This window comes from Coleofasciculus sp. B1-GNL1-01 (genome assembly GCF_040220235.1).
Classification (GTDB): Bacteria; Cyanobacteriota; Cyanobacteriia; order Cyanobacteriales; family Coleofasciculaceae; genus Coleofasciculus.
On sequence record NZ_JAVJTO010000035.1, the window covers coordinates 21,903 to 38,719 of the forward strand.

The 16,817-nt window shown below is 46.6% G+C and carries 14 protein-coding genes and 2 tRNA genes; 5 read left to right on the forward strand and 11 right to left on the reverse strand.

Features of this window, described 5'->3' with window-relative positions; all coding sequences use genetic code 11:
- Positions 1 to 13 precede the first annotated feature (13 nt).
- Positions 14 to 2,872 (forward strand): CHAT domain-containing protein, encoded by a 2,859-nt coding sequence (locus RID53_RS08315; RefSeq protein WP_446387664.1) that lies wholly within the window; start codon positions 14 to 16, stop codon positions 2,870 to 2,872.
- 14 nt (positions 2,873 to 2,886) lie between these two features.
- Here the strand turns inward: RID53_RS08315 and RID53_RS08320 are convergent, their stop codons facing one another.
- Positions 2,887 to 3,735 (reverse strand): tetratricopeptide repeat protein, encoded by an 849-nt coding sequence (locus tag RID53_RS08320; RefSeq protein ID WP_446387694.1) that lies wholly within the window; start codon positions 3,733 to 3,735, stop codon positions 2,887 to 2,889.
- Between the two features lie 625 nt (positions 3,736 to 4,360).
- On the opposite strand from RID53_RS08320, the gene RID53_RS08325 reads away from it, so the two are divergent.
- The 3 genes from RID53_RS08325 to RID53_RS08335 all read left to right on the forward strand — a co-directional run bounded on the left by RID53_RS08325 (position 4,361) and on the right by RID53_RS08335 (position 7,769).
- Positions 4,361 to 6,421 (forward strand): elongation factor G, encoded by a 2,061-nt coding sequence (locus tag RID53_RS08325; RefSeq protein WP_446387665.1) that lies wholly within the window; start codon positions 4,361 to 4,363, stop codon positions 6,419 to 6,421.
- A gap of 230 nt (positions 6,422 to 6,651) precedes the next feature.
- Positions 6,652 to 7,545: a prohibitin family protein gene (locus RID53_RS08330; protein WP_446387666.1), complete on the forward strand. Its 894-nt coding sequence runs from the start codon at positions 6,652 to 6,654 to the stop codon at positions 7,543 to 7,545.
- A gap of 44 nt (positions 7,546 to 7,589) precedes the next feature.
- Positions 7,590 to 7,769 carry a DDE transposase family protein gene (locus tag RID53_RS08335; RefSeq protein ID WP_006100277.1) on the forward strand — a complete coding sequence of 60 codons (180 nt, stop codon included), beginning with the start codon at positions 7,590 to 7,592 and terminating at the stop codon, positions 7,767 to 7,769.
- 172 nt (positions 7,770 to 7,941) lie between these two features.
- Here RID53_RS08335 and ctpC read toward each other — a convergent pair whose 3' ends face one another.
- The 7 genes from ctpC to RID53_RS08370 all read right to left on the reverse strand — a co-directional run bounded on the left by ctpC (position 7,942) and on the right by RID53_RS08370 (position 14,288).
- Complete coding sequence (gene ctpC / locus RID53_RS08340) at positions 7,942 to 9,234, reverse strand: carboxyl-terminal processing protease CtpC (RefSeq protein ID WP_446387667.1); 1,293 nt, start codon at positions 9,232 to 9,234, stop codon at positions 7,942 to 7,944.
- Positions 9,235 to 9,551: 317 nt separating this feature from the next.
- A complete protein-coding gene (locus tag RID53_RS08345; RefSeq protein ID WP_446387668.1) occupies positions 9,552 to 10,331 on the reverse strand; it encodes an ABC transporter permease in 780 nt (259 codons plus the stop codon).
- Positions 10,332 to 10,513: 182 nt separating this feature from the next.
- The gene (locus RID53_RS08350) at positions 10,514 to 11,458 is read right to left on the reverse strand and encodes an ABC transporter ATP-binding protein (protein WP_446387669.1); all 945 of its coding nucleotides are present in this window, start codon (positions 11,456 to 11,458) and stop codon (positions 10,514 to 10,516) included.
- 335 nt (positions 11,459 to 11,793) lie between these two features.
- Positions 11,794 to 13,275, reverse strand: coding sequence for a hypothetical protein (locus tag RID53_RS08355; RefSeq protein ID WP_446387670.1), 1,482 nt, complete (start codon positions 13,273 to 13,275; stop codon positions 11,794 to 11,796).
- Between the two features lie 336 nt (positions 13,276 to 13,611).
- The gene (gene rplL / locus RID53_RS08360) at positions 13,612 to 14,001 is read right to left on the reverse strand and encodes a 50S ribosomal protein L7/L12 (protein ID WP_446387671.1); all 390 of its coding nucleotides are present in this window, start codon (positions 13,999 to 14,001) and stop codon (positions 13,612 to 13,614) included.
- A gap of 50 nt (positions 14,002 to 14,051) precedes the next feature.
- A tRNA-Tyr gene (locus RID53_RS08365) sits at positions 14,052 to 14,125 on the reverse strand.
- A 93-nt stretch (positions 14,126 to 14,218) separates the two neighbouring features.
- A tRNA-Leu gene (locus RID53_RS08370) sits at positions 14,219 to 14,288 on the reverse strand.
- Positions 14,289 to 14,518: 230 nt separating this feature from the next.
- Here RID53_RS08370 and RID53_RS08375 point away from each other — a divergent pair.
- Positions 14,519 to 14,710 (forward strand): hypothetical protein, encoded by a 192-nt coding sequence (locus RID53_RS08375; protein ID WP_446387672.1) that lies wholly within the window; start codon positions 14,519 to 14,521, stop codon positions 14,708 to 14,710.
- A 221-nt stretch (positions 14,711 to 14,931) separates the two neighbouring features.
- Here RID53_RS08375 and RID53_RS08380 read toward each other — a convergent pair whose 3' ends face one another.
- The 3 genes from RID53_RS08380 to RID53_RS08390 all read right to left on the reverse strand — a co-directional run bounded on the left by RID53_RS08380 (position 14,932) and on the right by RID53_RS08390 (position 16,817).
- On the reverse strand, positions 14,932 to 15,132 hold the full coding sequence (locus tag RID53_RS08380; protein WP_446387673.1) for a hypothetical protein: 201 nt from the start codon (positions 15,130 to 15,132) through the stop codon (positions 14,932 to 14,934).
- A 117-nt stretch (positions 15,133 to 15,249) separates the two neighbouring features.
- Positions 15,250 to 15,450 carry a hypothetical protein gene (locus tag RID53_RS08385; RefSeq protein WP_446387674.1) on the reverse strand — a complete coding sequence of 67 codons (201 nt, stop codon included), beginning with the start codon at positions 15,448 to 15,450 and terminating at the stop codon, positions 15,250 to 15,252.
- Positions 15,451 to 15,845: 395 nt separating this feature from the next.
- A complete protein-coding gene (locus tag RID53_RS08390) occupies positions 15,846 to 16,817 on the reverse strand; it encodes an N-acetyltransferase family protein (protein WP_446387675.1) in 972 nt (323 codons plus the stop codon).

A 16,817-nucleotide genomic window follows, 5' to 3' on the forward strand; every position in this document is an offset into this window, starting at 1 on the left:
CGAGGACTGAACCATGCGTCTAAATCTAGTCAGTTTCAGCTTTGCCACGCTGCTGCTTACGCTAACTTCTGCCTTCTTACTACCTACCTTGAGTCTTCCGCCTTCAGTCGCACAGACTCTTTCCGAGCAAGACCAAGATAAGAAAAATCAAGCTGATCGACTGTTTAGAGAAGGGTTCCATCGCCAGACCAGGGGTAACTTTGAAAGAGCATTAGGCAGCTTCGAGGAAGCCTTATTAATTTATCAAGAAATAGGCGACAAGGCGGGTATAGAAGAAACCCTTTACCATATTGGAGAAGTTTACGAACGGATAAAAGAATATGATCAGGCGTTGAATTACTACCAGCGATTTTTGCTAATTAGTAGCGAAGTCGGAAGTGACTCTAGGGAAAGATATGCCCTCATTGTGATATCAAATCTGTATTATACCCAAGCTCGCCAGCTCATCGAGAAAAATCAATATCGAGAAGCCCTAGATCAATTCCAACAAGCTTTGACTATTGAGAGAAAACTTCGTCGAAAGGAATCGGAAGGCTACATTCTCTATCGAATGGGCTTTGCTTACAGAAGCTTAGGAGAGTATAAATTAGCGTTGGAATCCTATCAGCAATTGTTGTCAATTCGTAATGAATTTGCTTTGTGGGGTTTGCCGAACGTCAATTTCGAGGTCGGAGAGATTTATGAGTTACTCGGACAATATGACCTAGCTTTGGAGTCTTATCAGAAAGCCCTAGAACTTGCCAAAAGCACAAGCTATAAATTACCTAACGGTAGGGTTGTTAACTATCCGGATGCAGTGAAAGCACTCAACGCTATTGGGGATGTTCACTTCCAGCTCAAACAGTACGAATTAGCCTTAGATTTTTACCAGCAAGCTTTAGCCGACCTCAAAACAGTTAGCGACAGGGATAAAGAAGAAAAAAAATTGCTGGAAGGATTGACTCTCAATAATATTGGGATGGTTTATCTCAAACAGGGAAACTATGAATTAGCTTTGGAGTTCTTACAGCAAGCTTTAACCATTAGCCAGTCATTTGAGAACAAGCCATTAAAAGAGTTGTTTCTCCGCAATATGGGAATAGTTTACTTTGAACTAGAGCAGTACGAATTATCCTGGGATTTCTATCAGCAAGCTTTGGTCATTGCTCAGGAAACGGGTGACAAAAGAGGTGAAGGACATACTCTCAATAATATTGGTTACTTGCTAGAGGCACAAAACCAGCCAGAATTAGCGATTATCTTCTTCAAGCAGGCAGTCAATGTTAGAGAAGCGATTCGGGATAATATCAAAGGACTTTCCCAAGACCAACAGGAATCCTACACTGAAACCATTGCTGAGGATTATCGCCATTTAGCTGACTTATTATTACAACAAAACCGTATCCTCGAAGCCCAACGAGTCCTCGATTTACTCAAAGTACAAGAACTCGACGATTACTTGAACAACGTGCGCGGTACAGGAAATACAGCTAAAGGCGTACCCAATTTACCCCCAGAACAACAAGTTACAGAAAACTACCAAGCCATTCTTGATCAAGCCATTACTCTGGGGAAAGAACTGACCCAATTGCGACAGAAAAGTAATCGTACTCCCGAAGAGGAACAGCGCATCGCTCAACTCGTGGAAACTCAAGAAACCATTCTCGCCGATTTCAACACCTTTATCGAAAGTGACGAAGTAGAAGCACTAATTTCTAAACTCACTCCAAAGACACGCAAACCTGATTTAGTAGACGAATTAGAAGATTTTATCGGCTTACAAGATAACCTCAAAAATCTCCACCAGAATGCCGTCCTTCTCTATCCCCTAATTCTAGATGACCGCATTGAACTTATCCTTGCCACCCCTGACTCTCCCCCTATTCGCCGTACTGTTACCGTTACTAAAGAACAACTTAATCAAGCAATTGTTAGTTTACATCAAGCCTTACGAAATCCTACCTATAATGCCAAAACCCCAGCTCAAAAACTCTACAACTGGTTGATTAAACCCTTAGAAAATGACCTTACCGCAGCAGATGCCAAAACCCTGATCTACGCCCCCGACGGACAACTCCGCTACATTCCGCTTGCGGCTTTGCACGATGGTGAACAATGGTTAGTTGAACGCTACCGCATCAATAATATTACGGCGGCTTCTCTGACTGAACTCAACACAAAACCCCAATCCCAACTCAAGATTCTGGCGGGGGCATTTACGGAAGGACACTACAGCTTTACAATTGGTCAAGAACAGTTTGAATTTGGTGGTTTACCCTATGCCGGTGTGGAAGTGGAAACGTTAGCCGCAACGGTTCCCAATACCACTCAACTCTTTGATAACGCCTTCAACCCGGAAGACACAAAACCGAAAATGGGCGACTATAACGTCTTGCACTTTGCCACCCATGGGGCAATTGTGGTAGGGACACCCGAAGATTCTTTTATTCTTTTTGGCGATGGGACTCCGGTTACCATTGCTGATGTCCGCAATTGGAACCTAAATAACGTGGATTTAGTGGTTCTTTCTGCCTGCGAAACTGGACTTGGTGGCAATCTGGGTACAGGTGCAGAAATTCTCGGTCTAGGCTATCAGATGCAAAGGGCTGGTGCTAGGGCTTCTCTTGCTTCATTATGGACGGTGGATGATGGCGGCACTCAAGCGTTGATGAATGCCTTTTATGCGGCATGGCAAGGTGAGGCTATCACGAAAGCTGAAGCCCTGCGACAAGCCCAAATTGCTCTGATTACGGGTGATTATACGGCTTTGGGAGAACAACGAGGTGCGAGGGTAGCCGTGCGGGTGCGGAATGGGCTAAAACCTGAAGTTATGAATCATCTTAATCATCCTTATTATTGGGCACCGTTTATTCTCATTGGCAATGGTTTATGAAAATAGAAAATTAGCTAACGGTTAGGATTCTGAGTTTGCTGCAAGAGTTGTTCAGCCCGGATTGCCCATTCCTCATTTCCCTGGTTTCTGTACAGATTTCGGGCATATTCGAGAACTTGCTGGGCATCGCGTAATCGATTTTGGCGCAGAAAGACTAACCCCGCCCCATAATAAGCATTGGCATAATTCGAATTACTTTCAGCAGATTGGCGGAATGCTTCTAGCGCTCCGTCTAAATCTCCCTGTTCAAATAAAATTGACCCTAGATTATAGTAAGCTTCGGGGTATTGGGGACTAATTTTGATGGCTTGCTCAAATGCGGCTTTCGCCTGCTCCAGCTGCCCCTGTCGCAGATAAACCAGTCCCAAATGATACGCAGGTTCTGGCGCATTGCTGCTCAACTGTATCGCATTCTGGAATGCCGCGATCGCCACGTCATACTCCCCCAATTCAGACAGCACCAACCCATAATTATAATGGGCAACCCCCAACTCCGGATCAAGTTCGATCGCCTGTCTCAACGCCTCCCGTGCTTGGGGTAAATTATTCCCTTCCAACAACGCTGCGCCTAAATTCGCGTAAGCTAGAGCAAACTTGGGATCGATCTGAGCCGCCTGGTAAAATGCATTGGCGGCAGCTTGTAACTGTCCCGCTTGGCGCAAGGCTAGCCCTAAATTATAGTGCGCTGGGGCAAGCTGGGGGTTCAGTTGTGCCGCTTGACGAAACGCCGCGATCGCTTCGGCGACATTCCCTTGCTGAATTAACCTCAATCCCTGGTTTAGCTGTTCGAGTGCGGCGGGTTGGGTTGGCTTCAGGGGAGGGATAGATTGAGCAAGATAGTCAGTTAGTTCGCAGGGGTGCAGGGGGGCAAGTAGGCATGTAGAATCATGCCATGGCACGTCTGAGTTCAGGGAAAGTTTTCCTTCCCGATTCGATGCGAAGGAAGGATTAGCGGCAATTGCATTGATACTAATACTTAGCAACAGTAAGCTCAATTTATAGCAAAAGGCAGAAGACAGACGTATACCCTCGCAGGTCGTGAAAGGACAGAGGACAGACGGTTTTTTAGGGGTACGTGGGTGTTTCATAGTCAACTGAACCAGATCTCATATATCTTCCCCGGCTTGCCTACCCAGCCAGCTATCATTGTTAAAAAAATATTAAGTTTATGTGGCGCTAAAATTATACCATTTTTAGACAAAATTAACTGTTAAACCAGAGAATATACAGAAAAATTAGAACTCATTGATGGAAAGCAACGTTACTTTAACCTCAATAGTAATTTTCCTGACCCAACTGGGCTGAGATTATCAAATTGAGGACAGAACGCGCTAATTTGATAAACAGAGAGTTACTGATCTGCTCTTCATAGCGATAAATGCCACAAATGAGCAGATGAAGAGGTGAGCCAATCGCTTCATTGAAAGAGCAGACAAGACCTCACTCCCTTAACCGATCACCTGATTACCCGTAGTCTGGGGGAAAATCATGAACCAAAACGCTGTAACAGCTATCCGTAATGTGGCAATTGTTGGTCCCTATTTGAGTGGTAAAACCAGCCTGTTAGAAAGTTTGTTGTTCGTTAGCGGGGCGACATCTCGCAAAGGCAACATCAAAGATGGGAACACCGTTGGTGATGCCATCGCCGAAGCACGCGATCGCACGATGACGGTGGAGATTAATGTCGCCAGTAGCGAATATCAGGGCATTCGCTTTAACTGGATTGACTGTCCGGGTTCGATTGAGTTTGCCCAAGAAACCTATAATGCGCTCATGGGTGTCGATGCTGCCGTTGTCGTCTGTGAACCCACGAGCGATCGCGTCTTGATGCTCGCCCCTTTATTCAAGTTTCTGGATGACTGGAAAATCCCTCACCTCGTCTTTATCAACAAAATTGATCAACTCTCCTGCCAGGGGGGAGCCTGCGGTCAACCCTATCGCCAAATTTTAGACGCCTTGAAAGGGATATCCTCCCGTCCCATTGTTCCTCATCAGTACCCGATTGGCAAAGCAGAACAGCTAATCGGGTTTATTGATTTAGTCACCGAACAAGCGTTTCATTATCATACAGGCGCTCCGGCTGACCCTGTACCCCTGCCCGATTCCCTGAAAGACGCTGAACATGCCGCACGGGAAGAAATGCTGGAAGCCTTGGCAGATTTTGATGACCACTTACTTGAAGAACTCCTAGAGGAAATTGAACCGCCCCAAGAGGAAATTGTCAAAGACCTGAAAATGGAATTAGGGGCGGATTTAATTGTGCCTGTCTTTATCGGCGTGGCGGAACAAGATTATGGGGTGCGCCACCTGATTGATGCCCTATTACGGGAAGCCCCCGCCCCAGAAGCCACAGCGGAACGTCGGGGATTGACGGGTAAAGGTGGCACAACCGTAGCCCAGGTGCTGAAAACCTATTACACTCCCCAAGGAGGCAAACTGTCCTTGGCGCGAGTTTGGGCAGGTCAACTCACCGATGGTGCGGTTCTGAATGGAATTCGGGCTGGTGGACTATACCATATCTTTGGTCAACAACAGCAGTCTACCCAAGCCGCCCAAGCAGGTGATATTGTTGCGATCGGGCGATTAGAAGGGATTCAAACGGGTGACACTCTGAGTACAGAGGAGAAAGGGGCAAAAGAATTACCCAAAGCCCCAGCCATGAAACCCGTCTATGGTTTAGCGATTACCGCCGAAAAGCGCAAGGATGAAGTTAAACTCAGTGGGGCGCTGACGAAGCTTTTAGAAGAAGATCCGTCATTAACGTGGGAGCAACATGAGGACACTCATGAAATTATCCTCTGGGGACAAGGTGAAATACACCTAAAAGTGGCATTAGACCGACTGCGGCGCAAATATAACTTGCCGATGGATACTCACCTTCCCCGGATTCCTTATAAAGAAACGATTCGTAAATCTACGTCCTCTCACGGGCGCTATAAGCACCAAAGTGGTGGTCATGGGCAATTTGGGGATGTTTACCTCGATATTAAGCCCATGGAGCGTGGTGAAGGCTTTAGCTTCTCGGAAACCATTGTCGGTGGTGTTGTGCCAAAACAGTATATTCCGGGCGTTGAGACGGGGGTGCGGGAGTATTTGTCCCAAGGTCCTTTAGGCTTCCCGGTTGTCGATGTGGCGGTTACGTTAACCAATGGGTCGTATCATTCTGTCGATAGTTCTGAACAGGCGTTTAAACAAGCCGCACGAGTGGCTATGACGGAAGGAATGCCCAAGTGTAATCCGGTACTGTTGGAACCGATTATGGCAATTCAGGTGTCTGCACCAACGGAGTTTACCTCGAAAGTGCTGCAACTGATATCCGGGCGTCGGGGACAAATTCTCAACTATGAACCGGTGTCGGGTTGGAACGGATGGGACTGTATTTCTGGGTATTTGCCTCAGTCCGAAATGCATGACTTTATCATAGAGTTGCGATCGCTCACGTTGGGGATTGGCTTCTTTAACTGGGAATATGACCATCTCCAGGAAGTTCCGGGTAAGGTGGCTGATAATGTACTCGCGGCTACCGGAAATGGAAATGGCAACGGATAAATACTGAGTTTAAGCTAGGTTTGTAGTTGCGCTTTAGCGCCATAAGCACTTAAGCGCCGACTACAAACGCCAAAGAGTGTAGTAATATGCTTGATATATTAAGCTTTGTAAAAAAAATAGGTCTTCTGCGTAGAATTCAGGCGTGAAGCCAGAGTGATCGGTATCAAATCGCTAGTGACGGTTGTTCCCAAAACCAGAACTGACGACACAATCACTCAAACCAAAAGCTTATGTCATTCATTGCTTCACTCTTAACCACCCTCGTAGCAATCCTTGTCTTTTTAACAAGTTCCAAATTTCCAGACAAACGGACAAGTTTAACCGTGCGAGCCGTAGCATTACTCGTTGGTGTCGTTGCTGTCATTGCTTCCGTTTTTAGGACTTTGATTATTATCCCGGCGGGGAATGTTGGTGTGGTTGAATTATTCGGACAAGTTTCTCAACGTCCCCTGAATCCGGGTGTCCATTTAGTTAACCCGTTCGCTGAGGTTGAAGATTTTTCCACGCGACTGCGAGATATCAAGGAAACCATTGAAGCAACATCCCAGGAAGGGTTAGCGTTTAACATTGATGTCTCTCTTCAGTACAGACTTGAGCCAAATAAAGCCGTTAATGTGTATAAAACGATTGGCACCGAGGAAACAGACATTATCATTTCCCGATTTCGTTCCTTGGTGCGGGAAACGACCGCTAGCTATCCAGCCGAAGCCATTTACTCGTCGAAACGCCAAGAGGTTGCCAATCAGCTACGTCAACGGCTCAGTGAACAGTTGGCTCCCCTCGGTTTTGTGGTTGAGCAGGCTCTGTTGAGAGAAGTTCAATTACCGGAAACGCTGCAAGCGGCTGTACAGCAGAAGCTGGCGACAGAGCAAGAAAGCCAGCAAATGAAATTTACGTTGGAAAAAGAGCGTCAAGAGGCAGAACGCAAACGGATTGAAGCTAGAGGGACGGCGGATGCTCAAAAGATTATCTCTCAGGCTCTTAATCCCCAATTTCTCAGGTTAAAGGAAATTGAAGCGATGGAAAAACTGGCAGGTTCCAACAATGCTAAAGTCGTGATTATGGGCGGTGAATCGGGGGGAACACCAGTCATGTTCCAGCTTGATTCGGCTCAAAGTCCGTGATTGTTATTGGTTTTTGCTAGCAGAGTCTGTCGTTCTAAATCCCTATGTCTGATACACGAAACTGGTATATTGTCAAGCAAAAAAATGGACAATGCGAAATTGTTCCCAGCACTCAAGTAGAAGGTGAAGAAACCTCAGAACGCTGGGGACCTTTTTCATCTCAGCAAGACGCGATCGCACGTCGAATTGGACTGATTCGGGCAGGCAAATGCCAACCTGCCTAAAACAATGATTTCACGGAGTAGAGAGAGATTAGAGTGGGGGATTTTGATTGCACTGATGACACTGAGAGGTTAGCCGTCAATGGGTAGAGGATGATCAGATTGACATGACTTTCGTTGTCGCCAGATGTGTCATGGCACGTCTAGAACATGCATCGTCTACATCCCCTACTACCTATGGAGTTTGAACTGATGCCCGATCATTGGGTTCCTCGGCAATTGCCTGGTTGAGAACGTCTAGGGCTTTTACATATTGGGGATCGTCTGGCGTACCAATTTTAGTTCGATCCTTCTGTAATTCCTTGCGTTGTTCCTCAGTCAGTTCTATAACAATATCTGGCGGAATCCCTTCCTTATTAATATCACGACCACTGGGCGTCAAATACTTCGCAATGGTCACCGCCAAACCCGAACCATCTCCGAGTCCGCGTACCGATTGTACCAAGCCCTTGCCAAAGGTCTGAGTTCCGACTAATGTGGCTCGTTCGTTATCCTGCAAAGCGCCCGACAGAATTTCACTCGCACTGGCTGAACCGCCATCAACTAGGACAACTAACGGTTTATCGGTCAAAGCTCGATTCCTGGCAATCTCTTCATTTGAGCTACCCTGACGATTCACCGTAGACACAATCTTGCCTTTATCCATCCACATACGGGCAATTTCAATACTGGAGTAGAGTAATCCGCCCGGATTAGAGCGCAAGTCTAAGATATAGCCATTAACCTCCTGCGTCTCTAACTCCTTAATCGCCTCGCGCATTTCCTGTGCCGCGATCGCGCTAAACTGATTCAAGCGAATATAACCAATCCCACCCGTGGGTGTACTCCGATAACTGTAGCGTACTGGATGAATTTCAATCCGCGCCCGTGTGATTGTATAGTCGATTTCCTCCTCGTCGCGTTGAATGGTTAGTGTTACCTCTGTACCGGGTTTCCCACGAATTAGTTGCACGGCGTCATTCACATCCATGCCTTCGGTACTCTGACCATCAATCTTGGCGATAATATCCTTCGCTAGGATACCAGCCTTAAACGCTGGTGTATCCTCAATTGGCGAAATCACCACCAACTTTTTCGTGTCCTCATCCTGGGCGATTTGAATTCCCACACCCGTTAATTCCCCAGAGGTATCAATTTGCATATTTTTGAACTCTTCGGGGTCCATGAATCGGGTATAGGGATCATCCAGCGTCTCGAGCATTTCCCGAATGGCTTCGTAAGCTTCTTCCTTGTCAGAATACTCACGGTTTAAATACTCATTCCGAATGGTTCGCCAATCCACCTGGTTGAAGGTCGCATCTACATACTGGCGATCGATAATTTGCCAGACTTCATCGACTAGCTCTTTGGGGCTTTCCTGAAAGAAAGCTTGACTTTGAGATAAATGCAGACCAGCCCCTGTAACTGCAACCGTTGTTAAGACTACTGCGGTCGCCCCGACCACGAGGCTACGTTTTGTAATTACCATAATCCTTTCACAAGCTGGAGGAAAACGACTGCAAAGGAATTACGCTCACTCTAACACAGGCTATGCCAGCACGCTCCTGTTGCACATCTTTGTTATCCATCCTAACTTGCTTACAGTCCGGATGATAAGGTTGTTGAGTTTTAAATCGGGACGGCTGAAGGGAAATGCGGCTGTATTTGCCCTGATCCAATCGCTACAGTAAATACCCAGTAAGGCTTACAGGTGTCCAATAGGTCACCGTTTCCCCTGCGAGTCGCCCCACAATGGTATCCAATGAGGTAGGGTCACGGCAATGTCGTCCCCTTATTTTGATTCAATCAACGAAATAACTGGGGATAAATCTGTCGCCAAGCCAACCCGGAAAAAATAGCGATCCCTAGAACCAGCCCAATTAACTCCAAAAACCAGAATTTTGGTAACCCTAGAGACCAACGCAATAGGTCAACCAAAGCAGCCAGGGGTAATAGATTGGCGATCGTCCCCAGTATAGGCGGTAACGTTTCGCGGGGAAAGTAGGTTCCACAGAAGGTAAACATGGGAACGATGAACAAGAAAAGTGGCACGTTAATTTGGTCAATCGTTCGCATTATACCCGCCGTAAACAGTCCCATAACGCCAAATAGCATACTGCCCAAAATAATTAGGGGTAATGATATCAGTAAATGCCAGCCTGAATAGAGTCCCCACACCACCGCCACTAATCCTGTCAAGCTACCCGCGATAGTTCCTTTGGTCGTTGCCCATAGCCAGTCCCCCAAAAACACTTCTGTGAAGCTTAACGGCGCTGTGAGTAAAGCTTGCCATGTTTTTTGGAATTTGAGGCGAATAAAACTGCCAAAAGCCCCTTCAAAAAAAGATTGGAATAGCACGCCAATGGCGATCATACCGGGAGCAATAAATTTTAAGTAGGGAACCGTTTCACCGTGGTAGGTGACATCGCCGACTAAGGGACTAAGCCCATAGCCAAAAGCGACGAGATAAATAATCGGTTCAGAAAGCGGTGGTAAGCTATTCACTAACCAAGTTTTCTGATAAACCCTAGCATGACGATGCCAGACTGAGTAGACTCCCCAAGGGGTAACAGAAATGCCTTTCATTGTGATTTGCGATTTCAAAGATTGTATTTTGTATGAATCCCTTGTGGCAGCAGATTAGCAACTGTAAGGGGGGTTTCCCCTAACCCTTTGTTGCCCCCCAGATGCTCATAAACCCGCCCCGACTCAATGCGATAATTCTTTTTTCTTTTACAAATGACAAATGGCGAAGGACAAATGAAAAATTAGTCAAGTGACGTACCTGTCAGGCGCAAAAATACATCGTCTAAATTGGTATGGCGACGGGTTAAGCTAACAGGATGCGTATCACTCAGATAGTCCCAAAGAGGGTGGGGATTGTCGGCTGGTAAGCCAATCAGGTAACCATTGCCAAAAGAGCGATACCATGTTTGATACTGATGGGCGAGTTGTTGGAGGATTTCTGCGGAAATACCCTCAATTTCTATCACCTCTGTGCCAACAGTACGCTCAATCAGTTCCTCAGGTGTGCCTTGATCAATCATTTTACCCTGTTGGAGTAAAATCAGGCGATCGCACAATCGTTGGGCTTCATCCATATAGTGGGTTGTCAACAGCACCCCACAGCCTTTTTGCTTAAGCTGACTGACCAACTTCCAAAAATCTTGCCGCGCATGGGGATCAAGCCCAGTTGTCGGTTCATCCAGAAACACCACTTGCGGCTGATTAATCAACGCCCGTGCCAACACCAGACGCCGCTTCATACCGCCAGAGAGTTGATCAACCCGATGTTTAGCATAGTCTTGCAACCCCACTTGTGCCAGTAACTCCCCTGCCCGTTTTCGGGCAGTTTTGCCAACAATCCGGTAGTGATGGGCAAAGAAAATCAAGTTATCGAAAACACTAAAATCGGGGTCAAGATTATCGTCTTGAGTCACAATTCCCATCGAGGAACGCGCCAAACGTCCTTGAGATTGGATTTGATGCTGTCCAAGTTGAACAAAACCCCGACTGGGAATTACTGCACCATAAAGCATTCCCACTGTAGTAGTTTTCCCAGCACCATTGGGACCAAGCAGACCCAAAATTTCTCCAGAATTCAGCGTAAAATTGACACCTTGAACAACATGGTTGGAACCATAAGATTTCCACAAGTCATAAGCCGTGAGTACCACGGATTGGGTTTGAGGTTGAGCCGTTGTTAGAGTCATAAGTAATGGTGATTACACCGCCGATTGTTTACGTTGTTGCCCCTGAAAATAGAGTCAGATCGAACAGTCCCAAGGTAAGCTTCATGAATATGTAGTATATTGTATTATGTGCTTAAGTCAAGCTATCACAGGCGGTGAAGACTGCACCTCACCCAATCAGGTTATTGGTCTTATGTCTTATGTCTTATGTCTTATGTCATCCGTTATTTAATTTGAATGTATGTTATAGTTAATGCCTGTTGTATTAGATGCCAATTTTTTATTCGCTTTGATATACCCGGAAACTGTAGGGGCGCACAGACGTGCGCCCAATTTAATCGGTCACACCACTACAATTAATCATCCCTTACAGGCAAAGGAGTCTCCAGAATTTCCATCAACAACTCCAGCCGGGAAGGACGAGACAAAAGCGGAATCAGATTTGGCAGTGAGTAGTAGTCACCTGCAAAGGTAAACGTATCCACTTGCACTTGCCGTTCTCGCAACTTTTGTTCAATCCAGTCGTAGGAACTCTCTACCTTGACGATGATCACATTTGGCAACACATTCAACTCCTGACAATAGGCATCAAAAGCGTTACCAAAGTAGGGCGCTGTGTTTTCCCCTTGATCTGTCACCAAGATAATCTGCTCCACCAACTGCTTACGCCGACGCATCGCCTCAACGCTACAGCCGATACTGGTTCCACCCCCAGCCCGGATGTGCTGAAAGGCACGCTCCCAGTGGCTGTAGAGATGCTCTTGAGGCAGATTATTCGCCAAGATATCGCCCAATCGGGTATCACGACTCAGGTTGGCTTGGACGGGGTAGGGCATTGTGTCAAAGGCATAGACAAACAACTCCGCTTCCGTAATCCCGGAAATCAACGCCGCGAGGCGCTTACCTACCTCCAAGGCTTGATACATGGAGCCTGACTTATCCACCAACAGCGCCGTGGGTTTGGCAATTTTGCCGCGCTTTTTCACCTGCTCATCCATGACGCGCTCTAACTGAGCGGTAGTGGCGAGATCTAACCCTGCGGCTTCAGCCGCAACTCGTCCCTTAAGGGCGGATACACGGCTATCCGATTGAGCTGCAACCAGCTTTTCATCAATTAACGCCTTCACCTGAGGGTGTTCCATGGCTCCCCGCGCCTTGAGAGACTTGAGGTTATTAATCACCTCTTGGGGTGTCATGGAATTAATCAGGGCGACTAATACCGTGGGCGTGATTTGCTTGACTGCGCCAATGGCAATCGTGTACGGAATCTTATGGGCGACAATTTGCCGTGCTTGTTCCGTGGGAGTCTCTGCTTTTGCTAACTGCTTGAGCGCAAACGCTAAACTATCCTCCGGAGGCGCATCCTTAAACAGGATGGCATTCGCACGCTCACTCGGCTTAATGTGCAAGGTAGCGTAGAGGTGCTTCATTGACTTGCGTCCCCGCAACGCGGCGCGATCAAAGAATTGGGGCTGTTTTTCCCGCTTTTGCAAGTAGCGCCGTACTGCGGTTCGGGCGGAACGAGGAACCTTCTGTTGATGCTGCTTCATGAAGTCCACAATTCGCGCCACTTGGTAAGGGGGAAACGTTTGCAGCAACATGAATCCGGCTTCCCGGTGTTCTGTTAACTGACTGGTTAACAGATTCCCGACAAAGACTTCTTTGTGGTCACGAACATCCCCTTCTTTCTGATACCATACACCGAGGTGTCCATAGAAAATGGGGTCAAGTTCCACCATCATTTTGTGCAAGTCTGCAACTTTGTTTAATTCTCGGTGAGGGGTGGTTAACAGACTATTGAGCATTTCCAAACGCAAGTCGCGTTCTGCGGTATTCATGACAACCTCCTTTAAGAAAAGAATGGAGGCAAATGTCGCACGTTTTGACTAAAAAATAGTGCCGCACAAGTTTAGAAAGCTGTTGGGTTTACCGTGACAGGGTAAGTATGTAAGCTTTCCCAATTAGGGCGCGGCGACAACTGCCATTTGTTTTTGCAAAGATGGGGTTGAGGAAAGGGCGACCCGAGCCTATTAAGCGGACAACGGTGTTACGTTGTGCAAGCGGGTCGCCCCTACATCCGAACCAAAGGTGACATTCTAAAATACTTGAATCAGAGCTTCGATCTCTGGAAATGTCCAAGATTTATTAATGCGATCGCGCATACTCAAAATCTCCTACTGAACCGAAACCCCAGCCCCAGCAAGTTCTAACTGTTGCTTGATTTCTTCAGCCACTTCTGGCGTAACAGCTTCCTTCACCACTTGGGGTACTGACTCAACAAAATCCTTGGCTTCCTTTAATCCTAATCCCATTAGCGTCCGTACCACTTTGAGAATGGCGATTTTTTTCTCTGCGGGAACATGATCTAAAATCACATTAACCTCAGTCGGTACGGGTGGTAGTGGTGAATGGTCATCACTTAGGTGGGTTATGCTGTTATAAAATAGGGGTTTTGGAGAAGCATCGACGCCAAATGTGACTTCAATTTGCTTGACCAATTCAGAGGTTTCCAGGAGAGTTAACGATTTAAGTTGTTCTAGAATTTCAAACGTTTTGACTGACATCGACGTTTCCCCCGTAATATTAAAGCTAACGCGCAAGTCAAAAAAGCCGTTGGTTCATACACGGGAATCGAACCCGCAACACACCGATTTACCGTCGATTGCTCTACCAGTGAGCTAGTATGTAAGCTTTTTCAGTTTGGGCGCGTTAGCGCTCTTTATTTCTGCGGGCAAAATTGAATGGATGAATCACTTCGCGCAAGTTTAAAAAGCCGTGAGTCATACGCAGGATTTGAACCTGCATGATCTTGAGCCTAAATCAAGCGCCTTTTCCATTTGGCTAGTATGTAAGCTTTTCCGGTTGGGGCGCGAAGTGAATTTCAACACTTGCAAATAAGAGATATCCCGCGCAAGTTAGCAAAGCCGTATTACTTGGCGCTCTATCCATTTGAGCTATAGCTGCATTGAGTGCAGCTAGTAGGACTCGTTCGCCGTAGGCGTTCCCGAAGGGTACCTACAACCTCCCGCTTCGTAGGCGGAACAGTATGTAAGCTTCACAAGTAAGGGCGCGGGATATTAAGTGCTGAATTTTAGATTTTGGATTGAAGGGAATTCGGTAAAATTACCGTTATCTGTACTGATCCAAAATCTGAGTGGATTGGTGCGATCGCGCAAGTCAAAGCAGCTTGTTTTTTTACACCTCTCCCAGAGGCGGAGAGGGCAGGAATCGAACCTACAATCTGAGTTTAAGTCAGACGTTACCAGTTTGTAAGCTTCTTCAGTTGGGGCGCGATCGCACCCGTAAATCTCGCGATGTATTGAGTGGGAATTCGCGCAAGTTCAAAAAGCGGTTTGTGTTTCTGAGCTACTCCCCCAAATAGTGGGGGAGAAAGGATTTGAACCTCTGACAGTTCGATTATCAATCGAATGCTCTACCGTTTGTATGCTTTTCCAGTTAGGGCGCGAATTCCACTAATTTCTGATGCAAATACTTTAACCGTAAACGGCTTCAGGACGGATGATTAGGTCGCCACTCGGACGCCGATCAATAACATAATCAGTTAAGCGATCGCGTCCGACATCAAAATAGTTAGCAATGCGTTCCTTGACAACTGAATCTCTCATGCCAACTTTGACACCAAGCTGATTTTCAGGAATATCATAGGAACGACCTTCAAAGCGAATGTGAACCATGCTGGCACCTCCTCAAATTTGATTCGATTGGTGTTCATCTTATCTATTTCTGGAGCGAACATCTTCATTTTGTTAAAACGACCAGCATTGAGTTAGGTTCACAAACACTGATAGTTCTTAGAGTAAGAAGCGCCGCTCTAAAGAATAGAGGGTTTGGCTATAACGGATTTGAGCAGTCATTTGATTTTGACTATTATCATTTGACTCTAAATGTTCTTTTGCCGTCATAGATGGGGTTGAATTTCGCTGATTCGGTTTAGTATCCCACTCGATAGGCGTGAGAACATGACGAACCAGGGGGGTATACAGGAATAACATAATGAACCGATTCCGATTACAAAAATCCTGATTGACCTTCGTGAAAATTCCCGACGTTTTATTCAATTTTCAAGGTTCAGACTGGACGTTTGAGGTTAAGAGTTGTGCCTCTCATTTCTCTGTCATGTATTTATACTACATATATACTACAGACTTGTCAAGAGACTGGACAAAAATTTTTTTCGGGGAGTTCCTGGGGCAGAGATGTGGGGGCGGGGGAAGCCTGTAGAGACGTTGCACCGGAACGTCTGCAACATATTGGTCGGGGCGGGTTTAGTCACTTATAGGTAAAGCTAGAAACGATAATAGTAAAACCCGCCCCTACACACCGTACTACACCTGACTAGCGAAGCGAAGAGTCTGCCCAATCAACAGACGCTCCTCACCCTTAACTTTCAGCCGACTGCTTGCAACTGTTTAACCAAGCTAATATGAGTCCTTACCGTACTAAAGCCAACAGATTCATAAAGCCGCAGCGCCCCCGACAGGTTTTTCGCATCAACACCCAGTTTGGCTGTTTCCACACCAGCCGCCTTGAGTTGTTGCATCCCAGCCAGTAACATGGCTCGTCCTAACCCTTGCTTGCGAAAGCCTCGCCTGGTTCCTAGAACAGCAATCTCGCCTTCACTGCGTCCGTTGCGTTGATTCTCTTCAGGATTCACACGACAGTAGCAGAACGCCGCATACGTTCCATCTGGAGCCATCGCCAGTAGACTCAATTCCGGTTTGTAGTATGGATCTTGCAATTCATGTAATATGCGCTCAACGGTTAACTCATGATAATTCCAGTGATCGATAAATGTCTGGTTATACAGTTCTACATACGCCTCAACATCTTCTTTTCCTTTGCTGTAACCCAGAGTGAAACCGTCTGGAAGTTTGGGTTCTGGGATAGGTTCCTGGAGACTTCGCGTCATGGTGAAGAAATAGCGATCGCGCTTAAAACCACAACGTTCTAAAATAGTAATCCGGTCAGTTTGATCAGCGCGAGAACCACAGCGCACGTTTACAGGTAAACCTCGTTCTTGACTCACCTGGCGCAAGCGTTCCTCAGCCCAAGTGATAATCTGTTCCTGCAAATCACCGCTTCGTGCTGTCGGATGAACCCGAAACCCCAGAAATCCATCAATCACTGTATCAGTCGGAACAATCCACAGCCGACCAAAACCAATAAGCTGATCATCGGCATCTTGCCAGAGAAAGAGATCCCGTTCTTTATCGATAAAGGGGTCATCAAAGGATTGCTGGAGTTCCGTGACGGATGTGCCTTCCTCAAGCTGATCAACAGTTTCACAGGTATTGATTAAATTCGCGATCGCGTCTAAGTCGATTTCCCCACGATAGGGACGTCGGGTAATACTATTCAT